General features: G+C 67.6%; 21 protein-coding genes, 1 tRNA gene and 1 pseudogene. 12 read left to right on the top strand and 11 right to left on the bottom strand.

The genetic code is table 11. The features are described 5' to 3' along the window. Positions 1-450: hypothetical protein (locus tag AC1DSO_RS21580; protein WP_477070765.1), on the bottom strand; the 450-nt coding region annotated here is incomplete at its 3' end. A 238-nt stretch (positions 451-688) separates the two neighbouring features. Between AC1DSO_RS21580 and gatB the strand changes: the two genes are divergently transcribed. Continuing rightward, positions 689-2,185, top strand: coding sequence for an Asp-tRNA(Asn)/Glu-tRNA(Gln) amidotransferase subunit GatB (gene gatB / locus AC1DSO_RS21585; protein ID WP_477070766.1), 1,497 nt, complete (start codon positions 689-691; stop codon positions 2,183-2,185). Positions 2,186-2,258: 73 nt separating this feature from the next. Here the strand turns inward: gatB and AC1DSO_RS21590 are convergent, their stop codons facing one another. Together AC1DSO_RS21590 and AC1DSO_RS21595 are read right to left on the bottom strand one after the other, a co-directional pair. Beyond that, on the bottom strand, positions 2,259-2,609 hold the full coding sequence (locus AC1DSO_RS21590) for a proteophosphoglycan 5 (RefSeq protein ID WP_477070767.1): 351 nt from the start codon (positions 2,607-2,609) through the stop codon (positions 2,259-2,261). A 193-nt stretch (positions 2,610-2,802) separates the two neighbouring features. Next, positions 2,803-3,324 carry an RcnB family protein gene (locus AC1DSO_RS21595; protein WP_477070768.1) on the bottom strand — a complete coding sequence of 174 codons (522 nt, stop codon included), beginning with the start codon at positions 3,322-3,324 and terminating at the stop codon, positions 2,803-2,805. Between the two features lie 197 nt (positions 3,325-3,521). On the opposite strand from AC1DSO_RS21595, the gene AC1DSO_RS21600 reads away from it, so the two are divergent. Both AC1DSO_RS21600 and AC1DSO_RS21605 read left to right on the top strand, forming a co-directional pair. Beyond that, positions 3,522-4,247 carry a glutathione S-transferase N-terminal domain-containing protein gene (locus AC1DSO_RS21600; RefSeq protein ID WP_477070769.1) on the top strand — a complete coding sequence of 242 codons (726 nt, stop codon included), beginning with the start codon at positions 3,522-3,524 and terminating at the stop codon, positions 4,245-4,247. Between the two features lie 174 nt (positions 4,248-4,421). Further along, the gene (locus tag AC1DSO_RS21605; RefSeq protein ID WP_047412896.1) at positions 4,422-4,700 is read left to right on the top strand and encodes an SEL1-like repeat protein; all 279 of its coding nucleotides are present in this window, start codon (positions 4,422-4,424) and stop codon (positions 4,698-4,700) included. 42 nt (positions 4,701-4,742) lie between these two features. On the opposite strand, the gene AC1DSO_RS21610 is transcribed toward AC1DSO_RS21605, so the two are convergent. Further along, a complete protein-coding gene (locus AC1DSO_RS21610) occupies positions 4,743-5,483 on the bottom strand; it encodes a polysaccharide biosynthesis/export family protein (RefSeq protein ID WP_477070770.1) in 741 nt (246 codons plus the stop codon). 85 nt (positions 5,484-5,568) lie between these two features. On the opposite strand from AC1DSO_RS21610, the pseudogene AC1DSO_RS21615 reads away from it, so the two are divergent. The 3 genes and pseudogenes from AC1DSO_RS21615 (at position 5,569) to AC1DSO_RS21625 (ending at position 9,103) form a co-directional block, all read left to right on the top strand. Beyond that, positions 5,569-7,106, top strand: a pseudogene (locus tag AC1DSO_RS21615) (Wzz/FepE/Etk N-terminal domain-containing protein). 42 nt (positions 7,107-7,148) lie between these two features. Next, a complete protein-coding gene (locus tag AC1DSO_RS21620) occupies positions 7,149-7,850 on the top strand; it encodes a P-loop NTPase family protein (protein ID WP_477070771.1) in 702 nt (233 codons plus the stop codon). A 74-nt stretch (positions 7,851-7,924) separates the two neighbouring features. Continuing rightward, positions 7,925-9,103, top strand: coding sequence for an O-antigen ligase family protein (locus AC1DSO_RS21625; RefSeq protein ID WP_477070780.1), 1,179 nt, complete (start codon positions 7,925-7,927; stop codon positions 9,101-9,103). Here AC1DSO_RS21625 and hfsH read toward each other — a convergent pair. The 4 genes from hfsH to hfsE are packed head-to-tail and all read right to left on the bottom strand — an operon-like array spanning position 9,100 to position 13,766. Continuing rightward, complete coding sequence (hfsH, locus tag AC1DSO_RS21630; protein WP_477070772.1) at positions 9,100-9,873, bottom strand: oligosaccharide deacetylase HfsH; 774 nt, start codon at positions 9,871-9,873, stop codon at positions 9,100-9,102. The genes AC1DSO_RS21625 and hfsH overlap by 4 nt on opposite strands. Continuing rightward, entirely contained in the window at positions 9,873-10,802 is a 930-nt protein-coding gene (hfsG, locus tag AC1DSO_RS21635) for a polysaccharide biosynthesis protein HfsG (RefSeq protein WP_477070773.1), read from the bottom strand. Before hfsG ends, hfsH begins: the two co-directional genes overlap by 1 nt. Continuing rightward, the gene (hfsF, locus tag AC1DSO_RS21640) at positions 10,799-12,238 is read right to left on the bottom strand and encodes a polysaccharide biosynthesis protein HfsF (RefSeq protein ID WP_477070774.1); all 1,440 of its coding nucleotides are present in this window, start codon (positions 12,236-12,238) and stop codon (positions 10,799-10,801) included. The genes hfsG and hfsF overlap by 4 nt, the downstream gene beginning before the upstream one ends. A gap of 10 nt (positions 12,239-12,248) precedes the next feature. Continuing rightward, the gene (gene hfsE, locus AC1DSO_RS21645) at positions 12,249-13,766 is read right to left on the bottom strand and encodes a polysaccharide biosynthesis protein HfsE (protein WP_477070775.1); all 1,518 of its coding nucleotides are present in this window, start codon (positions 13,764-13,766) and stop codon (positions 12,249-12,251) included. A gap of 130 nt (positions 13,767-13,896) precedes the next feature. On the opposite strand from hfsE, the gene AC1DSO_RS21650 reads away from it, so the two are divergent. Both AC1DSO_RS21650 and AC1DSO_RS21655 read left to right on the top strand, forming a co-directional pair. Next, positions 13,897-13,987, top strand: a tRNA-Ser gene (locus AC1DSO_RS21650). A gap of 145 nt (positions 13,988-14,132) precedes the next feature. Further along, entirely contained in the window at positions 14,133-15,386 is a 1,254-nt protein-coding gene (locus tag AC1DSO_RS21655; protein ID WP_477070776.1) for a tyrosine-type recombinase/integrase, read from the top strand. Here the strand turns inward: AC1DSO_RS21655 and AC1DSO_RS21660 are convergent. Next, the gene (locus tag AC1DSO_RS21660; RefSeq protein ID WP_477070777.1) at positions 15,346-15,609 is read right to left on the bottom strand and encodes a helix-turn-helix domain-containing protein; all 264 of its coding nucleotides are present in this window, start codon (positions 15,607-15,609) and stop codon (positions 15,346-15,348) included. The genes AC1DSO_RS21655 and AC1DSO_RS21660 overlap by 41 nt on opposite strands. A gap of 550 nt (positions 15,610-16,159) precedes the next feature. On the opposite strand from AC1DSO_RS21660, the gene AC1DSO_RS21665 reads away from it, so the two are divergent. Further along, positions 16,160-16,489 carry a DUF3768 domain-containing protein gene (locus tag AC1DSO_RS21665; RefSeq protein ID WP_056760393.1) on the top strand — a complete coding sequence of 110 codons (330 nt, stop codon included), beginning with the start codon at positions 16,160-16,162 and terminating at the stop codon, positions 16,487-16,489. Between the two features lie 58 nt (positions 16,490-16,547). Further along, entirely contained in the window at positions 16,548-17,006 is a 459-nt protein-coding gene (locus tag AC1DSO_RS21670; protein ID WP_477070778.1) for a hypothetical protein, read from the top strand. 142 nt (positions 17,007-17,148) lie between these two features. Here the strand turns inward: AC1DSO_RS21670 and AC1DSO_RS21675 are convergent, their stop codons facing one another. Then, positions 17,149-17,355 carry a hypothetical protein gene (locus AC1DSO_RS21675; protein WP_310083119.1) on the bottom strand — a complete coding sequence of 69 codons (207 nt, stop codon included), beginning with the start codon at positions 17,353-17,355 and terminating at the stop codon, positions 17,149-17,151. 414 nt (positions 17,356-17,769) lie between these two features. On the opposite strand from AC1DSO_RS21675, the gene AC1DSO_RS21680 reads away from it, so the two are divergent. Next, positions 17,770-18,105: a DUF736 domain-containing protein gene (locus tag AC1DSO_RS21680; RefSeq protein ID WP_310083120.1), complete on the top strand. Its 336-nt coding sequence runs from the start codon at positions 17,770-17,772 to the stop codon at positions 18,103-18,105. A 372-nt stretch (positions 18,106-18,477) separates the two neighbouring features. Next, positions 18,478-18,816, top strand: a complete 339-nt coding sequence (locus AC1DSO_RS21685; protein WP_310083122.1) for a DUF736 domain-containing protein — start codon at positions 18,478-18,480, stop codon at positions 18,814-18,816. A gap of 50 nt (positions 18,817-18,866) precedes the next feature. Here AC1DSO_RS21685 and AC1DSO_RS21690 read toward each other — a convergent pair. Continuing rightward, positions 18,867-19,197: hypothetical protein (locus tag AC1DSO_RS21690; protein WP_477070779.1), on the bottom strand; the 331-nt coding region annotated here is incomplete at its 5' end.

The raw sequence follows: 19,197 nt of genomic DNA on the forward strand, positions 1-19,197 counted from the left end.
GGCGTCCGGCGCGCTTTCACGGACCGGGGCGGCGCGGCGGGCGGCGGGGCGAGCCGGAGCGGCGGCGCGCGGCGGGGTCGAGCGGGCGGCCGGCGGCGGGGCCGGCTCGTTGGCGGCGATCTCGGTCGGCTGCGGGATCGGCGACGGCGTCGCGGCGACATTGGCCGGAACGGGCGTGGTGGCCGGCGCGGGGGTCTCCGCGGCGGCGACCTTCAGCGACTGCGGATCCGTCGGGGCTTCGGCGCGATTGGCGCTCATGGCCCAGATCAGGCCGCCGGCGACAATGGCCAGGACCGGGGCGCCGACCAGAAGCGGCAGGTTATTGGACGCCTTCTTTTTCGGTGTGCGAGCATAGACCGGCTGGGTCGGAAACAGAGCCGAAGCATTGGGATCAGTCGTCGTGACCGGTTCCGGGGCGTCGAAATTTAGCGTAGGGCGGGCGGTGGTCATTTCTACCTCCGAGGTGAGCTGTTCGGGGAAATGAACGGCGCGATAACTGAGCGGTTCCCTTGCCTCGCAATGGTGCGGGTTTTGACGAAGTGTCGCCTTATTCTGCAGAATAGGACCGAACGGTCCTGCTTGCTTGAAAAGGACTTCGCAGCCGTGCTGGCGATCGGTGGCGAGAGATGACCCGCCAGACGCATCCGAAGCTTTTCCGGCCTAGCCTGCTTGATGTAGAGAGACGGCCATGACGCAAGATTCCAAAGTGATCCAAGGCCGCACCGGCCCCTGGGAAATCGTTCTGGGCCTCGAGATCCACGCTCAGGTGGCCAGCAAGTCCAAGCTGTTCTCCGGCGCCGCCGTCGGTTTCGGCGCGGGACCGAACGAGCAGGTCAGCCTGGTGGACGCCGCCATGCCGGGCATGCTGCCGGTCCTGAACGGGTTCTGCGTCGAGCAGGCCGTGAAGACGGGCCTGGGCCTGAAGGCTCAGATCAATCTGAAGAGCCGCTTCGACCGCAAGAACTACTTCTATCCCGACCTGCCGCAGGGCTATCAGATCAGCCAGTTCGACCAGCCGATCGTCGGCGAAGGCATCGTCACCGTCGAGCGCGACGACGGCACGACCTTCGACGTGCGCATCGAGCGTCTGCACCTGGAGCAGGACGCCGGCAAGTCGCTGCACGATCAGGATCCGAACGCGACCTATGTCGACCTGAACCGGGCCGGCACGGCGCTGATGGAGATCGTCTCGAAGCCCGACATGCGCACCTCGGAAGAGGCGGCCGCCTACGTCAAGAAGCTGCGGACGATCCTGGTCTATCTGGGCACCTGCGACGGCGACATGGAGAAGGGCAACCTGCGCGCCGACGTCAACGTCTCGGTCTGCCGCCCCGGCGCCTACGAGAAGTTCCGCGAGACCGGCAGCTTCAGCCATCTGGGCACGCGCTGCGAGATCAAGAACGTCAACAGCTACCGCTACATCCAGCAGGCCATCGAGTACGAGGCTCGTCGCCAGATCGAGATCCTGGAGGACGGCGGCAAGATCGACCAGGAGACCCGCCTGTTCGACCCGACCAAGGGCGAGACCCGCTCGATGCGGAGCAAGGAAGAGGCGCACGACTACCGCTACTTCCCCGATCCGGACCTGCTGCCGCTGGTCCTGGACGCCGCCTGGGTGAAGTCGATCGAGGAGACGCTGCCGGAGCTGCCGGACGCCAAGAAGGCGCGCCTGCAAAGCCAGTACGGCCTGTCGGCCTACGACGCCGGCGTGCTGATCATCGAAAGCGACCGCGCTGACTATTTCGAGGCGGCCGCCAAAGGCCGTGACGCCAAGCTGGTGTCGAACTGGGTGACCAACGAGCTGCTGTCGAAGCTGTCGGCCGGGGGGCACGAGATCGCCGCCTCGCCGCTGCCGTCGTCGGACATCGCCCAGCTGGTCGAGCTGATCGAGAACGGCACCATCTCGTCGAAGATCGCCAAGGAGGTCTTCGAGCACATGTGGGCCGGCGAGGGCCGTCCGTCCGAGATCGTCGAAAAGCGCGGCCTGGTGCAGATCAACGACACCGGCGCGATCGAGAAGGCCATCGACGACCTGATCGCCGGCAACCCCGACAAGGCCGAGGCCGTGAAGGACAAGCCGCAGGCCCTGGGCTGGTTCGTCGGTCAGGTGATGAAGGCGACCGGCGGTAAGGCCAATCCCGGCACGGTCAACGACCTGCTCCGCAAGAAGCTCGGCGTCGAATAGCGTCGATCAGATCGACAAACGACGAGGGCCCGCGGCGGAAGCCACGGGCCCTTCTTCGTTGATGCGAACTTTTTTATTGAGGCTGGGTCGGAGAGGTCGACGACTCTTCGGCCGGCTTCTTGTGCTTCTTGTGCTTCTTGTCCGTCTTTTCGTCGGCCGTGGTCTTCTCCTCCGTGGCCGGCGCCGTGGCCGAGGTCGGCGTGCCGGCGCTATCGGCCGGAGCAGCGGTCTCGGAGGCGGGCGGGGCGGTCTGGGTCGTCGGGTCCGAGGCCGGCGGGGTCGTGGTCGTGGCCGGAGCGGGCGACGACATCGAGGACGGATCGGCCGGGGTCGTCTGCGGCGCCGTCGTCTGGGCCAGGGCCGAGCCCGCATAGGCGGCGGCGGCCAGAGTGAGCGCGGCGGTGGTGAGGCGCAGGGTCTTCATCGGGTCAGGACCATGTTGCTGTCGCGTCGGAGTGTGACGCGAGGCGAACGCTGACCCCGCAATGCGTTCGAAATAGCTTCGCAATCGGGCGCTTAGGCCCAATACGCGGCGAGGTTGCGGCGCTGATGGCCGCAAAACGGCGCCCCAGGCAAAGCCCAGGACGCCGTCTCACACTGGCAAAGCCAGTTCAGGTCTAGTTATTGGCGATGACGTCGAAGATCAGGCCGGTCGCGATGGCGGCCAGGACATAGTCATTGCCGGTGCGGTACCAATAGTAGCCGCGGGGCGGCGGGCGCAGGTCGTAGCGATAGTAATCGTTCACCACATAGCCGTGACCGCGATAGTAACCCGGCAAATAAGCGCCGCGCCGCCAGGACGTGTAGCCAGGGCGGAAGCCCGGGCGGCCATAATAAGCGGCCGGCGGCGGGCCGTAGGACCAGCGATTGTTGTAATAATAGCCGTTGTGACGGCCGTGATCCCAGCGATCGCCGCGGTCCCAGCCGTTGTGACGGCCGTTGTCCCAGTGGCCGCGGTCACGGTCGTAGCCTCGGCCCCGGTCATAGTCCCCGCCGCGATCATGGTCCCGACCGCGATCCCAGTCACGGTCGCGGTGATCCCAGCGGCCACGGTCCTGGGCGGCGGCGTCGGTCGCCGTCACGGCCATCGGCCCGGCGACGGCGGCCACGGCGGCGATGGTCAGCAGCAGACGTTTCATCTCGTCTTCTCCTATGGTCGGGCGACTACGTCGAAGCGCCGCCTAGAAATTTCCCTCGACCTTGAAACGCAAGATGAGCGTCCTCGGCTGAACCGGGGCTGAATGGCGCTGTTAGGGATTTTCCGGCGCCACCCTTGGCGCGACGAAGCGTCGGGACCATGTTCTGGAACAACCACGATTGCGGGAGGGAAGCGCCGATGAGCCGTCCGATCGAGCTGCACTACTGGCCCACGCCGAATGGCTGGAAGGTCTCCATCGCCCTGGAGGAAATGGGCCTGCCCTATGAGATGATCCCGGTGAACATCGGGACCGGCGAGCAGTTCAAGCCGGAATTCCTGGCCATCAGTCCCAACAACCGCATGCCGGCCATCGTCGATCCCGAGGGACCCGACGGCCAGCCGATCTCGATCTTCGAGTCTGGAGCGATCCTGCAATATCTCGGCCGCAAGACCGGTCAGTTCTATGGCGAGACCGAGCGGGACCGGGTCGAGATCGACCAGTGGGTCATGTGGCAGATGGGGGGCTTGGGGCCGATGGCCGGCCAGACCCACCATTTCCGGCAGTATGCCCCGGCGATCATCGCCGACCAGCGCCAGATCGCCTACGGCGCCATTCGCTACACCAACGAGACGCATCGCCTCTACGGCGTGCTCGACAAGCGCCTGGAAGGCCGTGATTTCATCTGCGACCGATTGTCCATCGCCGACTTCATGAGCTGGCCGTGGGTTGTTCCGTGGAAAAACCAGGGCATCATTCTGGACGAGTTCCCCAATCTGAGGAGCTGGTTCGAGCGCGTCGGYGCTCGCGAGGCGGTTCAGAAGGGGTTCAAACTCGGCGCGGAATTGCGGTCCGGCGGCCTGCAAGCGTCTGGAAAGGCTGCGGAAGAGGCTCGGAGAGTCCTTTTTGGCCAGAGGGCGCGTTAACGCGCTGTATACTTGCGTTTACGCGCAGTAATCACTTTAAATAACCAGTATACTAAGTGCGGCATTCATGATGTGCGCGCATTTAACTATATCTTCAGTGGCTCTGGACTTTTCTGCTCTCAGGCTCTGATCCGGCAAAACGCCGGGGCGAGCTTGAGAGAGAGGAGATGAGCCATGATGTTGATGAACGAACCGCCGGCCGTCGTCGCCATGCTGCCGCTGCCGACCACCGAATCCACCGGGGACGAACTGTTCCGCATGGGCCTGCTGTATTCGACCGGTCAGGGCGGCGCGCCGCTGGACTACGTGTCGGCCCACATGCTGTTCAACCTGGCCGCCATGCGCGGTTCGGTCGAAGCCAAGGTCTACCGCAAGGAGCTGTCGCAAGAGATGGCCAGCGACGAGGTCGCCGAGGCTCAGCGCCAGGCTCGCGAATGGCTCGCCCACGGCTGAACCCGGTCCCAGGGTTCAGCCTGCCGTCGCCCGACCGCGTCCCTAGCGGATGTTGCCGTTGATCGCGTAGCTGAAGCTGATCGGCAGCAGGTCACGGAAGTACTGCTGCATGAAGAGACCCGTCTCGGACACGCCGCTGCGCGGCACGTAGACGACGTCGAAGCGGCGTAGGGGCACGAGGTCCGCGCCGCCTGGACTGGTCAGACCCTGTAGAAGGTTGGCCGTCCGCATCATCGCCCGCCCGTCGGGGCCGCGACGAATGATCACAACCTGATTGCGCTTGGCGCCGTTGGTGAAGCCGCCGGCCTGGATGACGGCCCGCAGGGCGTCGCCGTCGCCGGCCATGTCGAAGACGCCGGGGTTCTTGACCTCGCCGCCGACGAAGACCTTGAGCGGGGTCGTGGACTTCACCGAGACCTGGACATGCGGCCGCAGCAGCGTGCCGGAATAGGCCTGGCTGATCGAGCCTTGCAGGTCGTCGATCGTGCGATCGGCCGCCATCACGGGCGTGGCCAGGGGCAGGGTGATCCGCCCGTCAGGCTGCACCGTCACGGTCTTGCTGAGTTCGGGCGCCGACGGCACCGTCACCTCGACCTCGTCGCCCGGATAGAAGCGATACGACGGCTCGTCGTCGCTCCAGTCGGCGTAACCGATATTAGAGAAGTTCGCGGTAGGCCTGGGGCCCGGCGTGATCGGTTCGGCGTCGATATGGCCACAGGCGGAGACTCCGCCGGCCACCAGGACCACGGCCAAGGCCGTCAGGAAGTGCGTGCGGCTTTGCATGCGACAAGTCTTAACAGGAATGGGTAACGAAGCCTTAAGGGCGGTCGCGCCACGGTGCGTGACAGATTGAACCGCCTGGATTCGTATGTCGACGAGCGCCTGGACCAGCGTGCCGCACGACTCTCCGCCTCGCATGGCGGCGAGCAGCGGCGGCGCGCGTCCGAAATACGCCCCGACCGACTTCGTCACCCTGCTGTGGCGCGAGCGCTTCCTGATGCTGGGCGTCTTCCTGGTCATCGTGGCGCTGGGCTTCGCGTTCTCGATGACGCTGAAGAAGAGCTACACGGCTGAATCCAGCCTCTTCATCCGCCTGGGTCAGGAATATGTCTACGAGCCTCGGGCCGGCGACGCCGGTCGCGGCGCGGTGCCCAATACCGACGAAGTCATCCAGTCGGAAGCCGAGATCCTGGGCAGCGGCGAGCTGCGCGAGCGGGTGATCCGCAAGATCGGCTTCGCCAAGGTGTTCCCGAAGTACGCGGCGAAATACGCCGGCGCCACGCCCGAGGGAAAGCGCAAGCTGATCGCCGAGGGCCGTGACTCGATTGGCAAGAGCCTGAAGATCGAGACCGCGCCCGACAATTCGATCATCCGTCTGGGCTTCCAGCACCAGGATCCGGAAATGGCCGAGAAGGTGCTGAACACCCTGCTCGAGGAATATCTGATCTATCGTCGCTCGCTGCTGATCGGCGGCGACAATCAGGTGCTGGGACGCCAGCGCGACATCTTCGCGCAGAAGCTGGGCGAGGCCGACACGGCCTATCAGTCGTTCCTGGTCACCAACGACATCGGCGACTTCACCGCCCAGAAGACCGCCCTGACCCAATTGCAGGCCCAGGTCGAGCAGCAGAAGTACGCGGTGGACGCCCAGCTGCAGGACCGCATGGGCCGCCTGTCGGTCGTCGAAACCGAGCTGGCGAGGACGCCAAACGAGACCGTGCTCTATCGCGACACCGACATGTCCGCCTCGACCAAGCTGGCCCAGCTGAAGCTGGACCGCGAAGGCCTGCTGGCGCGCTACACGCCTAATGCGGGGCCCGTGCAGGACATCAACGCCCAGATCGCTCAGCTGGAGGCCGGCCTGGCCGCCGGTCGCACGGCGGGCGAGGGCGCGCGGCGCAGCGGTCCGAACCCCATTTGGCAGACCCTGGCCACCACCCGTAACGACCTGCGGGCCGAGGTCGCGGCTTTGCAGCAGTCGCAGGCTGCCTACGCCCAGCAGGTGACCGACGTGAACACGCGCCTGCTGCGCCTGGCGCAACTGGAGCCGCAGTTCAACGAGCTGACGCGCGACCGCGACGTGCTGTCCTCGAACGTCCGCGACTTTACGGTCAAGGAACAGCAGGACGAGGCCCAGCGGCAGATGTCGGCCGAGAGCAGCGACAACATCCGCATCGTCCAGCGCGCCGTGGCGCCGTCGACCGGCAAGAGCTTGAAGAAGCCGATCCTGGCGCTGTCGATCCTGTTCGCTGCCTTCACGGCTCTGTGCGTCGGCTTGGTTCGCATGTTCCTGCGTCCGGGCCTGCAGACGCCGGCCTCGGCCTCGCGCACCCTGGGCATGCCCGTGCTGGCCACGGCGGGGGTCAAGCGGTGAGCGCTTTCGTCGCCTTTCGCCGACAGGGTTAATGTCGCAAGTTCCGAAGTCCTGAGCGCGCGGCGATTCGGTAAATGGTGGATTTGAACGTCGAGATGACGGAGTTGTGGAGCGCGCTGGGGACACCCCCGGCCGGTCGTCCGCATGTCATCCAGTTCGTTTCGGCGCGCCGGGGCGAGGGGACCTCGACGGTCGCCCGCGAGTTCGCGCGCTTCGCCTCGCGCCGCGCCGGCCGCAAGACCTGGCTGATCGATCTCGACYTCGGCAGCCCCAGCCAGTTTCGCGAACTGTCGGCCGATCCCAATCGTTTCGGCCCATTGGGGCCGCCGGTCGCGGCCTCGCCCGACGGCTCGGCCTTCTTCACCGTCCAGCCGCCCGCGCCGCGCGCCGAGGGCGGGGTCTGGCCGGACGCCAAATACCTGGTCGGCCACAGCGTCGGCGGGCCGCGGCTGTGGGTCGCCCGCTTCAATCGCGAAGCTTTGCGCGGCCGCCAGCAGGCCCACGTCATCCCCTCGGCGGACTACTGGCGGGCCCTGCGCAAGCACGCCGAGGTCATCGTCGTCGACAGCCCCTCCGTCGACCGCTCGCAGGCGGGGCCGACAGTCGCCCAGCACATGGACCAGACCGTGCTGGTGGTCTCCGCCGATCAGCCGGACGTGCGCCAGCCGGCCATGCTGCGGGACGCCCTGACGGCCGCCGGCGGCCGGTGCGCGGGGCTGTTCTTCAACAAGGTCTCGGTGCAGACGCCCGCCTTCTTGAAAGCGATCCTGCCGTGACGTGGCAGCCCACGAGGGAAGGGGAGCCCCGGGCTCTCCAGCCCTCGCTGCTGACCATCGGCGTGGCGGTGGTCATGCTGTTGATCTACAGCTCCGGCTGGCAGCTGCCGCTATTCGGCGAGAAGAGCGACGAGTCGGCCTCGGGCATTCTGCGCGTCGCCTTCCTGCCCGCCTACGCTTTGGCGTTCCTGCTGATCATCGGCAAGCCGTGGGCGCTGGTTCGGGCCACCCTCCGCCAGCCGTTCCTCATCGTTCTGATGGGGATCGTGGCCGCCTCGATCTTCTGGTCGATCCAGCCCGACGTCTCGATCCGCCGCGGCTTCGCCGTGGGCTGTACGACGATCTCCGGCTTGGCTCTGGCGTCGCGGTTCCGGTGGGCGGAGCTGGCCAACGTGTTCGCCATCGTCTTCAGCGTCCTGATCGTCGGCAGCTACGCCGTCTGCATCGCCACGCCCTCGATCGGGGTGATGACCGAGCTGTTCCCCGGCGCGTGGCGAGGACTCTGGATGGAGAAGAACGCCTTGGGCGGCCTGATGGCCATGGCCATCTGCGTTCTGGGCGCGGCGTCGCTGTTCACGCCCAGCCGCGCCAAGCTGTGGCTGCCGCTGGCGTTCCTGGCCTTCGGTCTGGTGATCATGTCGCAGTCGAAGACCTCACTGGCCTCGCTGGTGCTGGGTCTGGCGGCCCTGGGCTTCGTCTGGATCGTACAACGCGGGCCCGCCATCGGCGTGGCGGCCACCTGGGCCGGGATCAGCGGCGCGGGCCTGCTGGCGGCCTTCATCATCCTGGCCTCAGACGTCTTCTTCCACCTGCTGGGCAAGGATGCGACCTTCACCGGCCGGACCCAGATCTGGGCCGCCGCCATGCGCCAGATCGAGGAGCGGCCCTGGCTGGGCTACGGCTACGCCGCCGTGTGGAGCGACAAGTCGGGCTGGGGGCCGCTGGCCTGGATCGTCCATGACGCCAAGTTCACCCCCCAGCACGCCCACAACTCGTGGATCGAGCAGTGGCTGGGCATCGGTATGGTCGGACTGTGCGCCTGGGGATTGTTCTACTTCCAGACCATGGCGCTGGCGATCGTGGCGGTGTTCCGCAGCCGGGGGGCCTTGCTGGCGTTCCCGTTCCTGGTCGTCTACAGCCTGGTCAGCCTGACCGAGAGCATCGCGGTGGTCTATAACGACTTCCGCTGGGCCATTTTCGTCGCCCTGGCCGCCAAGCTGGCCTTCTCGGACCAGGCGCAGGACGAGGGCTAAAGCCCGATCCGCCTGGCGCCCTCGGCCACCGTCACGACATCGAAGCCTTCCGCCACCGCCCGATCGATCAGCCGCTCCAGGGCGCCCGTCGTGCAGCCCCATTGCGACGGCTGGTCGGCCACGTCGTGGGTGTAGAGGATCAGCCAGGCCTTGCGAGCCTTGGCCTTGTCGAGCCAGTCCCTGGCCACGGCCTCGCCATCCTCGCCTTCGATCCCGACGGCCGGCGCCTGGTTGAGGTCGGCGCCGCTCGTGATCAGGCCGTGGTGCAAGGCGCGCAGGACCTTGAAGCGGCCGGCCAGCGCCGTCTTCGCGGGGCCGCCCACGTCGCCATAGGGATAGGCGAAGTTGACCGGCTCGCCCACGCCCCAGGCCGCGAGGCTTTCGGCGTTGCGGTCGACATCGGCGAGGGTCGTGGCGCGCGAGGACTGACCGCAGTCGAGGTGCGAGAAGGTGTGGCAGGCGATCTCGTGTCCAGCCTCGTGCAGGCGGCGGGCGTCATCGCCAGTGGCGAAGCGTCCCATCGGGCCGTCGCGACCCGCCAGGCCGGCGGCGAAATAGTAGGCGCCGCGCAGGCCCCGGGCTTCCAGAGCCTTGGCCCCCGCCTCGCAGGCCGTCGCCGGGGCGTCGTCGAAGCTGAACGAGACCATCGGCCGCTCCAGCGCCACCTGGGCCGGCCGCCGGTGCGCCAGGCGGATCAACCGCCGGCGCAGCTTGCCCTTCAGGGTGCGGTCGGGCTCATAGGCGTCGACCTTCTCGAATTCGACCTGCATCAGACGGCCTCGATATAGAGCGCGGCGCGATACAGCCGCATGGCGAACGCGCGAAGGGAAACGGGCGCGGCTTCGGCCAAGGCGACCCGCTTCAGCAGCGGTCGCCAGACGTGGCGCAGGGGGAACGGCTTCAGGGCCTTGGCGACCTTGTAGCTGGGATAGGCGCTGACGATGTCGCGGTGAGCCGCCACCACGCGGGCGAAATTGGCCGCGGACTGCTCGTACTTGGCGGCCATGGCCGGGGCGGGGTCCAGGCCCAGGTGGGTGGCGGTGTTGTCGATGTGCTGGATCGGGTGAAGCCGCACGACCCGCATCGCCCACTCGACGTCCTCCCAGCCCCAGCCGGAGAAGCCCTCGTCGAAGCCGATGGTCTCGAAGACGTCGCGGCGGACCAGCAGGTTCGAGGTGAAGACGTGCTTCTCGGGCGACTTGGCGCGTTCGGGGGCGGGCGTGCAGTCGCTTTTCAGCGCCATGGCGCGATGCAGGGCGTGTTCGGGGCGCGGAGGGGTCTGATCGAGGGTGAAGCCGCCGAAGGCCACCGGAGCGTCGCTAGCGGCCACGGCGGCCCAGCGCGACAGGAAGTCCGGCGTGTCGGGCAGCATGTCGCTATCCAGGAACAGGAAGTGCCCGCCGCGCGCGTGGCTGGCCAGACGGTTGCGGCCTTTGGCGCGCCCCTCGTTGCTCGACAGGCGCACGAACCGAACCGGGACGCGCAGCTTCTCCACGCGGCGCGCGATACGCTCGGCCAGGGCGTCGTCGCCGCCGCCGTCGTCCAGCACCACGACCTCGGCCCCCGCGCTGGGATCGTCCAGGGCCTTGAGCAGGGCGACGGGGTCGTCGCGGAAGGTCGGGATCAAGACCGACAGGCGCGGCTGGGCCTGGGCCCAGGCGGCGTTCTCGATGCGGATTTCGGTGATGGGCGCGGTCATAGGGCGTGAGCCCTCCGGCGAAGGATCATTGAAAGCTTGCCCCGCAGACCGCCGACGTCGAGGCCGAGGACCAGCGCGCCATAGACGGCGGCGCCGACGCCAGCCTTCAGGGCCAGCTCCAGCACGCCGCCGGGCGAGGGCAGGAACGAGACGCAGATGGCCATCGCCAGGCTGGCGCCGCCGGCCTTGGCCAGCACGTCCCAGGGAATGGGCAGGCGACAGGCGCGACGACCCAGCGCCCAGGCGGCGACGGCGCCGAGGCCATAGCTGAGCGTCGTGGCCCACAGAGCGCCGTCCAGCCCGAGGCGCGGGATCAGGACGAGGTTGAGGATCACGTTGGCGATCGCCGGCGCGCTCATGCTGGCGATCAGCAGCGGCGTGCGGCGAGCCAGGGTGAAGGCCTGCAACAGGTAATAGGTCGTCACGCCGGAGAGCCAGCCGCTGGCGGCGATCCAGGGGGTGACGTGGCTGGCGCCGGCGCGCAGGCCCTCGCCGACCATCAGGTCGGCCAACGGACGTGCGACCAACGCCAAGCCGACGGCTGCGGGCAAGGTCAGCAGGGTCATGAAGCCGGCCTGCTCCCGGGCGGCCTCGGTCAAGGCGGGCTGGCCGCCCCTTTCCAGGGCCGAAATCAGGGCGGGCGCACCGGCCATGCCTAGCCAGATGAAGACGACATCCAGGGTGCGGCTGCCGAGCGAATAGCCGGCGTGATAGACGCCGACCGTGGCCTCGTCGAGGAAGGCCCCCAACAGCAGGCGATCGGTGCTGGCCAACACCAGGGCCAGGATCAGCGACATCGAGACGGGCAGGCCATAGGCCGCATAGGCCTTGGCCAGCGCCTTGTCGAAGCGGCCGCCAGTCATCGATTTCAGCTCACCTGGCAGCACTATCGCCACGCACAGGGCCGAGATGGCGCCGACGCCCAGCACCGGCGCCGCGCCGCCCAGACCGGCGAAGGCCAGGGCCAGGCCGACCAGGAAGCCGCCGGCGGTCTGGGCCATGCTCAGCAGCGCCGCGCCCGAAACCTCACCGGCCGCGCGACGACGCTCCTGGGCCAGCTTCATCAGGCTGTTGACCAGGGTGGAGGCCAATGCCGCGATCACGGCGACCTTCAAGGGCGGGTTCAGCGGCAAAAACGCGACGACGGCGCAGGCGACCGGAACCGCCAACGCCGCGCCAATCCACAGGCGATAGAGGGTGGCGAAATGGTCGGCCAGACGGCCATCCTCGGTGCGCGTGGCCAGAAAGCGGGCCATGGCGGCCTCGGTCCAGGTCAGGAGGCAGGTCTGGGTCAGGCTGCCGACCGAGAAGGCCAGGGCATAGACGCCGTACTGTGTAGGCGCCAGCACGCGCGTGAACAGGACGATGGTGAGCAGGCCCACCACGCCCTGAACGATATTGACCGGCAGATAGCCGAGGACTCCGCGCCAGAACATTGCCGGCCGCCTAGCGCACCGCCGACCGATCCCCCAACAGGCAGGGGATGGTCATGGCGATGACATAGAGGTCCAGCCAGAAAGACTGGCGTTCGATATATTCGACGTCCAGGGCCACGCGCAGGCGGACGCTTTCGGGAGTGTCGACCGGACCGCGCGAGCCCTTGATGGCGGCCCAGCCGGTCAGGCCAGGCTTCATGCGGTGACGGTGGGCGTATTCGGCGACCAGCTTGGCCGACTCGACGCCGCCGGTCTTCATGCCGATGGCATGGGGACGGGGACCGACGATCGACATTTCGCCGCGCAGCACGTTGAACAGCTGCGGCAACTCGTCGAGGCTGGTCTTGCGAATGAACTTGCCGACCTTGGTGACGCGGTCGTCGTTGGCGCTGATCTGTCGCGCGGCGCTGGGGTCGGCCATCTCGTGGCGCATCGACCGGAACTTCCAGACGAGGATCTCCTCGTTGTTGAAGCCGTGGCGACGCTGGCGGAAGAAGATCGGTCCGGGGCTGTCCAGCTTCACGGCCAGGGCGACGATCAGCATGACCGGGCCGGCGACCATCAGGCCTAGGATCGTGACCACCAAGTCCTGCGCGCGCTTGACCCAGGCGTGGCGTGCGCTGACGGCGGTCCCCGACAATTCGTTCTCGCCGCCGCCGGCGATGCGCGCCAGGGCCGCGTCGTCATCGGCCGGGCCGCCGACATCGATGAAGAGGTTCAGCGGATTGGGCAGCACGCCCAGCTTGTCGACCAGCTGCCGGACCCGGCCCTGGGCGGTCGAGGCGACGGCGATCACCACGCGGTCGACATAGGGCATGATGCGATGGTCGAGCAGGGCGTTCGTATCGCCCAGCACCGGCACGCCCATGATGTTCTCGGGCGCGCGGTCCAGTCGGTCGTCGAACACGCCGAGGACATTGACCTCGCCCGTGCGCATGGCCGCGTCGATCAGGCGCTCGGCGTTGGCCGTGGCGCCGACCACGACGATGTTCGGGGTCAGGCTGCCCTGCTGACGGCCGCGCGCGATCACCGTCCACCAGATCGCGTGCAGGGCGACCAAGGCGCCGGTGGCGCTCAACAGGGTCCAGAAGGTCGGAAGATCGGTCTTGCCGGAGGTCAGGACGACCGCCGAGGCGACCAGCAGGCCCGCGCCCGAGGCCAGAGCCGCGCGCGCCAGGTGGCGCGGCAGGGTCTGCTTGCGGGGGAAGGCGTAGGCGCCCAGGGCGCGGAGGGCGACCAGCACGGTGAGGGCCCACAGGCCTGCGGCCGCCGGATGTCCTTCGACCGTGACACCTGCCACGATCCCGACCGCGACCAGAATGTCGACGGCGCGGAAGGTGCGGGCCAGCAGCCGGGCTTCCAGCCTGGCTCGAGACGGCACCAACTGGCCCGGGCGGAAGGGCCCGCGCCGCGCACGTCCAGGATCGCCGCCGCCTCCGCTACCGGCGGCGCGCGGAGAGGCGTCCGTCGGGGCGACGAAGGCCGAAGCGGATTCGGCATTGACGGCGGGTTGAGTCAGGGGACGCATGGCGCTCGACGTTGAGAAAACCATGTTCAAGTTAGCGTCGCCGTCTGAGCGTCACGTTAACACTGGAATTTCCGACATCCGCCGTTGTCATGTCGAAGCGAACACGCTATCGAACCGCTCCCTCTCAGGAGGAGACGTGGCCGAGAGGCTGAAGGCACCGCTTTGCTAAAGCGGCATACCCCAAAAGGGTATCGAGGGTTCGAATCCCTCCGTCTCCGCCACCACCCCATCCATACGTGTCCGTCAGCGTCCATGCGGGTCCGCTAAATTCCTTGTTCTACAAGGGAAAATCGCGAAATCGTGTTTGGACGCGTCCAGTCAGATCCAGCACAGTCGACGTCAGGTGAGTGGGTAGGAGTGTGGGTAGTGGCCCGGCTTCTTGAACGTCTGAACGCCCTTCAGGTCCGGCGACTCGACGCGCCGGGACTCCATGCCGATGGCGGCGGTCTGTACCTCCAGATCATGGGGGACGGCGGGCGCTCGTGGATTTTTCGCTACAGGGTCCCGGGGCGCCAGCGGCAAATGGGCCTGGGGCCAGCCCATACCGTTTCGCTCGCCCAGGCGCGCGCCGCGGCCAGGGACGCGCGCCAGCTTCGCATCCAAGGCCTTGATCCGATCGAGGAGCGTCGCAAGGCCGAGGCCGACCAAAAGCTCGAGCAGGGCAGCGGCGTCACCTTCGACGATGCCGTGGACGCCTATATCGAGGCCAACAAGGCCGCCTGGCGAAATGAAAAGCACGTCAAGCAGTGGAAGAGCACGCTGACGACCTACGCCACGCCGCGCATCGGCAAGCTGCCAGTCGGCGAGGTGGAAACGCGCCACGTCCTGGCCGTGCTCGAGCCCATCTGGCAGTCCAAGACCGAAACGGCCAGCCGCGTGCGCGGCCGGATCGAGAATGTGCTCGATTGGGCCACGGTCTATGGCCACCGCGCAGGCGACAATCCCGCCCGCTGGAAAGGCCATCTGGACAAGATCCTGCCGGCCAAGGCCAAGGTGGCGAAGGTTCAGCACCATGCCGCCTTGCCGTATCCGGAACTCCCCGACTTCATGAAACGGCTGGCCAAGGTCCAAGGCGTGGCCGCGCGGGCGCTGGAATTTGCGATCCTGACGGTCGCGCGCACCAGCGAGGTCGTCGGCGCGGTCTGGAGCGAGATCGACCTGGTCAAGAAGGTGTGGACCATCCCCGCCGAGCGCATGAAGGCCGAACGGGATCACCGCGTTCCGCTCAGCGCGCCGGCGATCGCCATCCTCGAGGCCATGCACGTGCGGTGGCTCGAGGTCGACGCCAGGCGCTGGCGGGGCAGGGGCGCGCCGGAGCAGCCGGCCGAGCCCACCGGCCCGGTGTTCTTTGGCCTGCGGGCGGGCAAGGGCTTGAGCAACATGAGCCTGCTCAAGGTCCTCAAGGGCCTAAAGCGCAGCGACCTGACGACCCATGGCTTCCGAAGCACCTTCAGCGATTGGGCTCACGAGACCACCAACTATCCCGGCGAAATGATCGAGATGGCCCTGGCGCACAAGGTCGCCAACAAGGTCGAAGCCGCCTACCGACGCGGCGACATGTTCGCCAAGCGTCACGCCCTCATGAACGACTGGGCGAGCGCCGGCGCGCTCGCCGATTGAGCGCGTCGCCAGCCTCTTCCAGGCGATCGAGATAGGCCACCAGTTCGCTCCGGCGCACCAGCGTGCGTGATCCGTCCTTCAACACGCGGATTTCGCCGGCCGCGACCAACTCGTAGAAGYGGCTGCGGCTGATCGCCAGGCTTTCGGCGGCCTCCTTGACCCGATAGGCGAGGCGATCCGTCGCCTGATGTTGATCTTGGGCGGTGAGGTCGAGCTGTCGCATGCCGGAAGCTCCGCGTGATGCGGTGAGTTTCAGATTTGGGTCCGCAAGGGCAAGGCGTTCGCCGCCGTCATGTACCCCACAGCGCGAAAGACAACGAAACGGCAGGATCGCAAGCGTCCCGCGCGACCACGGGGGGCTGCGCCGCTCGCTTGCGCTCCACGGCTTCGCCTGAAGCAGAGAGCGGTCAGCGGTCACGCTCGGTCCTGCGGCTTTCGCCGCTCCCTCGGGCGCGACGCCTCCGGGCGGCTTTGGGCCGCCGCCGATCGCTCGACGCCGCCTCCCGCCACGCGCATGCGCGGGCTCCTGTACAGGCTTCATTCTTGTTGGCGGGCTGGAGCCCGCGTGGCTTGGGGCTCCGCCCCCAGCGCACTTCGGATCGGCTTCCGCCCAGCTTCGGGCCTGGAACAGACAGCTGGTCTTTCGTGTCCAGCCGAGGCCCTGCAGCCGGGTCCCCGCGAAGCCGCCCCTCCGTTTGCACCCCCGGTCTCGCCGACGGGCAGGGGTTCAGGCGCGCCTTGCGCCTGCACCCCAGCCCCAAGGAGAGGGATCAATGGACGACACCAGAAGCGCTCGGATCGCCGAGTTGAACGACGCCCTGCGGCGCACGCCGGGGCTTGGCTGGTACTTCACCAGCGGTCTGGCCAACCTTGGTCGGCTTTTCGTCGCCGAGGCTATGGCTGCGGTGATGGCCTATGACCGTTTCGACCCGGACGATGACCCCTATGGCGAGCGCGATTTTGGCTCGCTGGTCATCCAGGGCCGGCGGGTGTTCTGGAAGATCGACTATTACGACCAGAACCTGGTGGCCGGGTCGCCCGATCCTTCGGATCCGGCGGTGACCCGACGCGTGCTGACCCTGCTGCTGCCCGAAGAATATTGACCCAACCGGCGAGGCGTCCGCCCGGCGGCGGCGCCTCCCTTCCCAACAGGAGGCCGTAATGTCCGATCGCTGTTCCGCGACGATCACCCTGGGCGGCGCGCTTGATCGCGAGACCTTTGTCGAAATGGCCGGTCTCATCGCCGACGAAGGTCTGTCAACCGACTGGGATGGCCCCTGGTTCAGGGCGCAGGATCTGCTTCAGGGCCAGCCGCTGCGGCTCGTCGCCCGCGAAGTGACCGGCGGGCAATTTGACGAACTGGAAGCCTGGTGCGTCGCGCACGGCGTACCGTTCGCGCGCTGGTCGGGATCCTATCCAGGATCCTGGAGCGCCGAGCGGGTGGTGTTTACTGGCCAGGGCGAGCCGGCCTGCTTCATCGCTGACGAGGACGACCGCGTCCTCGTCGACAAGGCGACGGTCGAGGTTTTGGGTACGATGACGCGCCTGCGCGAGCACTTCGCGGCCGCCGCTTTCATCGTGCCGCCGCTGACGGTGCCAGATTGGGAAGAGGAGGTCTGAGCGCGCTTTGCGCCTCTGCCCTGGCCCGGCTGGGATTGCGGTCGGCTGGCCGGCTTGAAACCAGACGGTCTTCGACCTCGAAACCGGCGCGATCGCGCGGCGGCGCCCGCCCCGCCGGATGGCGGAGCGGGCCCTTGGCGGACTATTCGGCTTTGGTCGCCGGCTTGGCCGTCTTGTCGTCGGGACGGGGCCAGACCAGGCCGTGAACGCCGTCGATCACGACAGGGGCGGCTTTCATCTCGCGACTGATGTTGGCGCCGCCACGGATGTCCGGCAGGTATCCTGACTGTCCCTGGCGATCTTCGTTCCCGGCCGCGCCGAAGACCGCGGCGCCGGAATGGACGCGCAAGCCGAAGCCCTTGGGGCAGGCCTTGTCGACCGGGCGGGCGCACCGTCGCGAGGTTGAGGCTCAAGCTGCGAATGGCCCCCGAGAAGGTTGGGTTGGCCTTGTCCGCGAAGGGGGCCGACGACAAACAGGTCATCTCTCCGGTGATCTGAAACGAGCGCGTCGACCGCGTCCTCTTCTGGCCTGATCTGACCGGGACCCGTYCCGCCACCGCAACCGCGAGTCCAGGTTTCTTCCCCTGGGCGCGAGCGCCCATTCCTCGCGAGGCAACAAACCCGTGCTCTTTGGTCCTTCGCCAAGGCTGCGGGCTCGCCGGGCGACAGGTCTTCGGCGCGCTGCGGGGCGGGCCTGGGCCCGGTCTCAAGATCGCCATCGAGGCCGCGATCGGCGCGGCTCGGTTCAGATCGGAGAGACGACATGGCTATCATCGGCACCTTCACGGCCAACGCCAACGGGACCTTCTCGGGGTCCATCCGCAGCTTGAGCCTCAACGTTCGGACGGTGCAATTCCGCCCGGTCGACAAGACTAGCCCCAAGGGCCCCGACTTCCGGGTCTATTCGGGCGCCGCCGAGTTCGGCGCGGCCTGGAAGAAGGTCTCCAGGGACAACAAGGACTATCTGTCGGTCACCCTGGACGACCCCAGCTTCACCGAGGAGATGAACGCCGCCCTGGTCGTGATCGACGGCGTCCACAGCCTGGTCTGGTCGCGTCCCGACGACAAGAAGGCCAAGCCGGCGACCGAAACCGAATAGGCCGCCAAGCGCCCGTTCCGCCATCCGGCGGGGCGGGCGCCGCCGCGCGATCGCACTGATTTCGAGGTCGACAGGCGGTCCGGCCGCAAGGTCGCGCCTGGCAGGGCCGCCGTTTTGTTTCCACGGGTTGTCTCTGACTTCGGACCGGCCGCAGGCCATTGAGGGATCGCTTTGGGCGCCTGACAACGTCCTGGCCACCTTGGACAGACGCCCTCAACCGCCCGCCAGGCGTCCCGGCCCAAGGTCGCCGCGCCGGCCTTGCCGCTCCCCCCGGCGGCCGGCCAGCGGCGGCTCGATCCACCGGTTTCCCTCCACCGGCGATCGGGCCGCCGCCTTCGGCGCGCCCCAGCGCCGGCGGGCCGGAGACACCCCATGTCGATCCTTGGTCACTTCCGTCGCGACGGCGACGGCTTCACCGGCCGCCTGGCCAGCCTCAGCCTTGACGCCACCGTGCGCCTCGCGCCGCCGACCCGGACCTTCGCCAAAGGCCCCGACTACCTGGTCTTCGTGGGCGAGGCCGAGGTCGGCGCGGCCTGGCGCGCGGCCGACACCAGCGGCGCGCTGCTCAACGTCAAGCTCGATGACCCCGCCTGGCCCGAGCCGATCAATGCGCGGCTGATGGCCACCGAGGACGGCGTCCTGCCCTTGACCTGGATCCGCCGCGACCCGCCCGAAAAGCCGGCCTCGCCACCGCCCGCGCCACCCGAATAGACCGAAAAGCGCGGCGGCCGGGCGAGCGCCGCCAAGACGGAGGCCGGATCTCAGGACGAACCTTCGTCCTGCGGATCCGGCGCCTCGTAACTCTTGGCGATGGCGCGCGAGATATAGTCCTCGGCGCTGGCGTCCTGCCGCGCGAAGAGCTTGCGGATTTCGTCGCCCAAGGACCGAAAAGCGCTGACCAGGAGAGCCGGCGGTACGCTGCCCAGTCGCGGCCCCACCTCCTCATGCAGGTCGCGCATGACGATGAAGAAGGCCGTGGCCATCTTGTTATCGAGCAGGATCAAGGCCAGTTCCGGCCAGTTGTAGTGCAGAGCCAGCAGGATCCCCACCGCGTCGGCGCGTGTGGCCTTGGCGAACAATCGCACCTTGTTG

It is taken from the genome of Caulobacter sp. P4_E5, assembly GCF_056401555.1.

Bases quoted from the DNA above. Each gene is read 5' to 3' on its own strand.
- gatB (WP_477070766.1), top strand. From the start codon at position 689: ATGACGCAAGATTCCAAAGTGATCCAAGGCCGCACCGGCCCCTGGGAA.
- AC1DSO_RS21590 (WP_477070767.1), bottom strand. From the start codon at position 2,609: ATGAAGACCCTGCGCCTCACCACCGCCGCGCTCACTCTGGCCGCCGCC.
- AC1DSO_RS21595 (WP_477070768.1), bottom strand. From the start codon at position 3,324: ATGAAACGTCTGCTGCTGACCATCGCCGCCGTGGCCGCCGTCGCCGGG.
- AC1DSO_RS21605 (WP_047412896.1), top strand. From the start codon at position 4,422: ATGATGTTGATGAACGAACCGCCGGCCGTCGTCGCCATGCTGCCGCTG.
- AC1DSO_RS21610 (WP_477070770.1), bottom strand. From the start codon at position 5,483: ATGCAAAGCCGCACGCACTTCCTGACGGCCTTGGCCGTGGTCCTGGTG.
- AC1DSO_RS21625 (WP_477070780.1), top strand. From the start codon at position 7,925: ATGCTGTTGATCTACAGCTCCGGCTGGCAGCTGCCGCTATTCGGCGAG.
- hfsH (WP_477070772.1), bottom strand. From the start codon at position 9,873: ATGCAGGTCGAATTCGAGAAGGTCGACGCCTATGAGCCCGACCGCACC.
- hfsG (WP_477070773.1), bottom strand. From the start codon at position 10,802: ATGACCGCGCCCATCACCGAAATCCGCATCGAGAACGCCGCCTGGGCC.
- hfsF (WP_477070774.1), bottom strand. From the start codon at position 12,238: ATGTTCTGGCGCGGAGTCCTCGGCTATCTGCCGGTCAATATCGTTCAG.
- hfsE (WP_477070775.1), bottom strand. From the start codon at position 13,766: ATGCGTCCCCTGACTCAACCCGCCGTCAATGCCGAATCCGCTTCGGCC.
- AC1DSO_RS21665 (WP_056760393.1), top strand. From the start codon at position 16,160: ATGGACGACACCAGAAGCGCTCGGATCGCCGAGTTGAACGACGCCCTG.
- AC1DSO_RS21670 (WP_477070778.1), top strand. From the start codon at position 16,548: ATGTCCGATCGCTGTTCCGCGACGATCACCCTGGGCGGCGCGCTTGAT.
- AC1DSO_RS21680 (WP_310083120.1), top strand. From the start codon at position 17,770: ATGGCTATCATCGGCACCTTCACGGCCAACGCCAACGGGACCTTCTCG.
- AC1DSO_RS21685 (WP_310083122.1), top strand. From the start codon at position 18,478: ATGTCGATCCTTGGTCACTTCCGTCGCGACGGCGACGGCTTCACCGGC.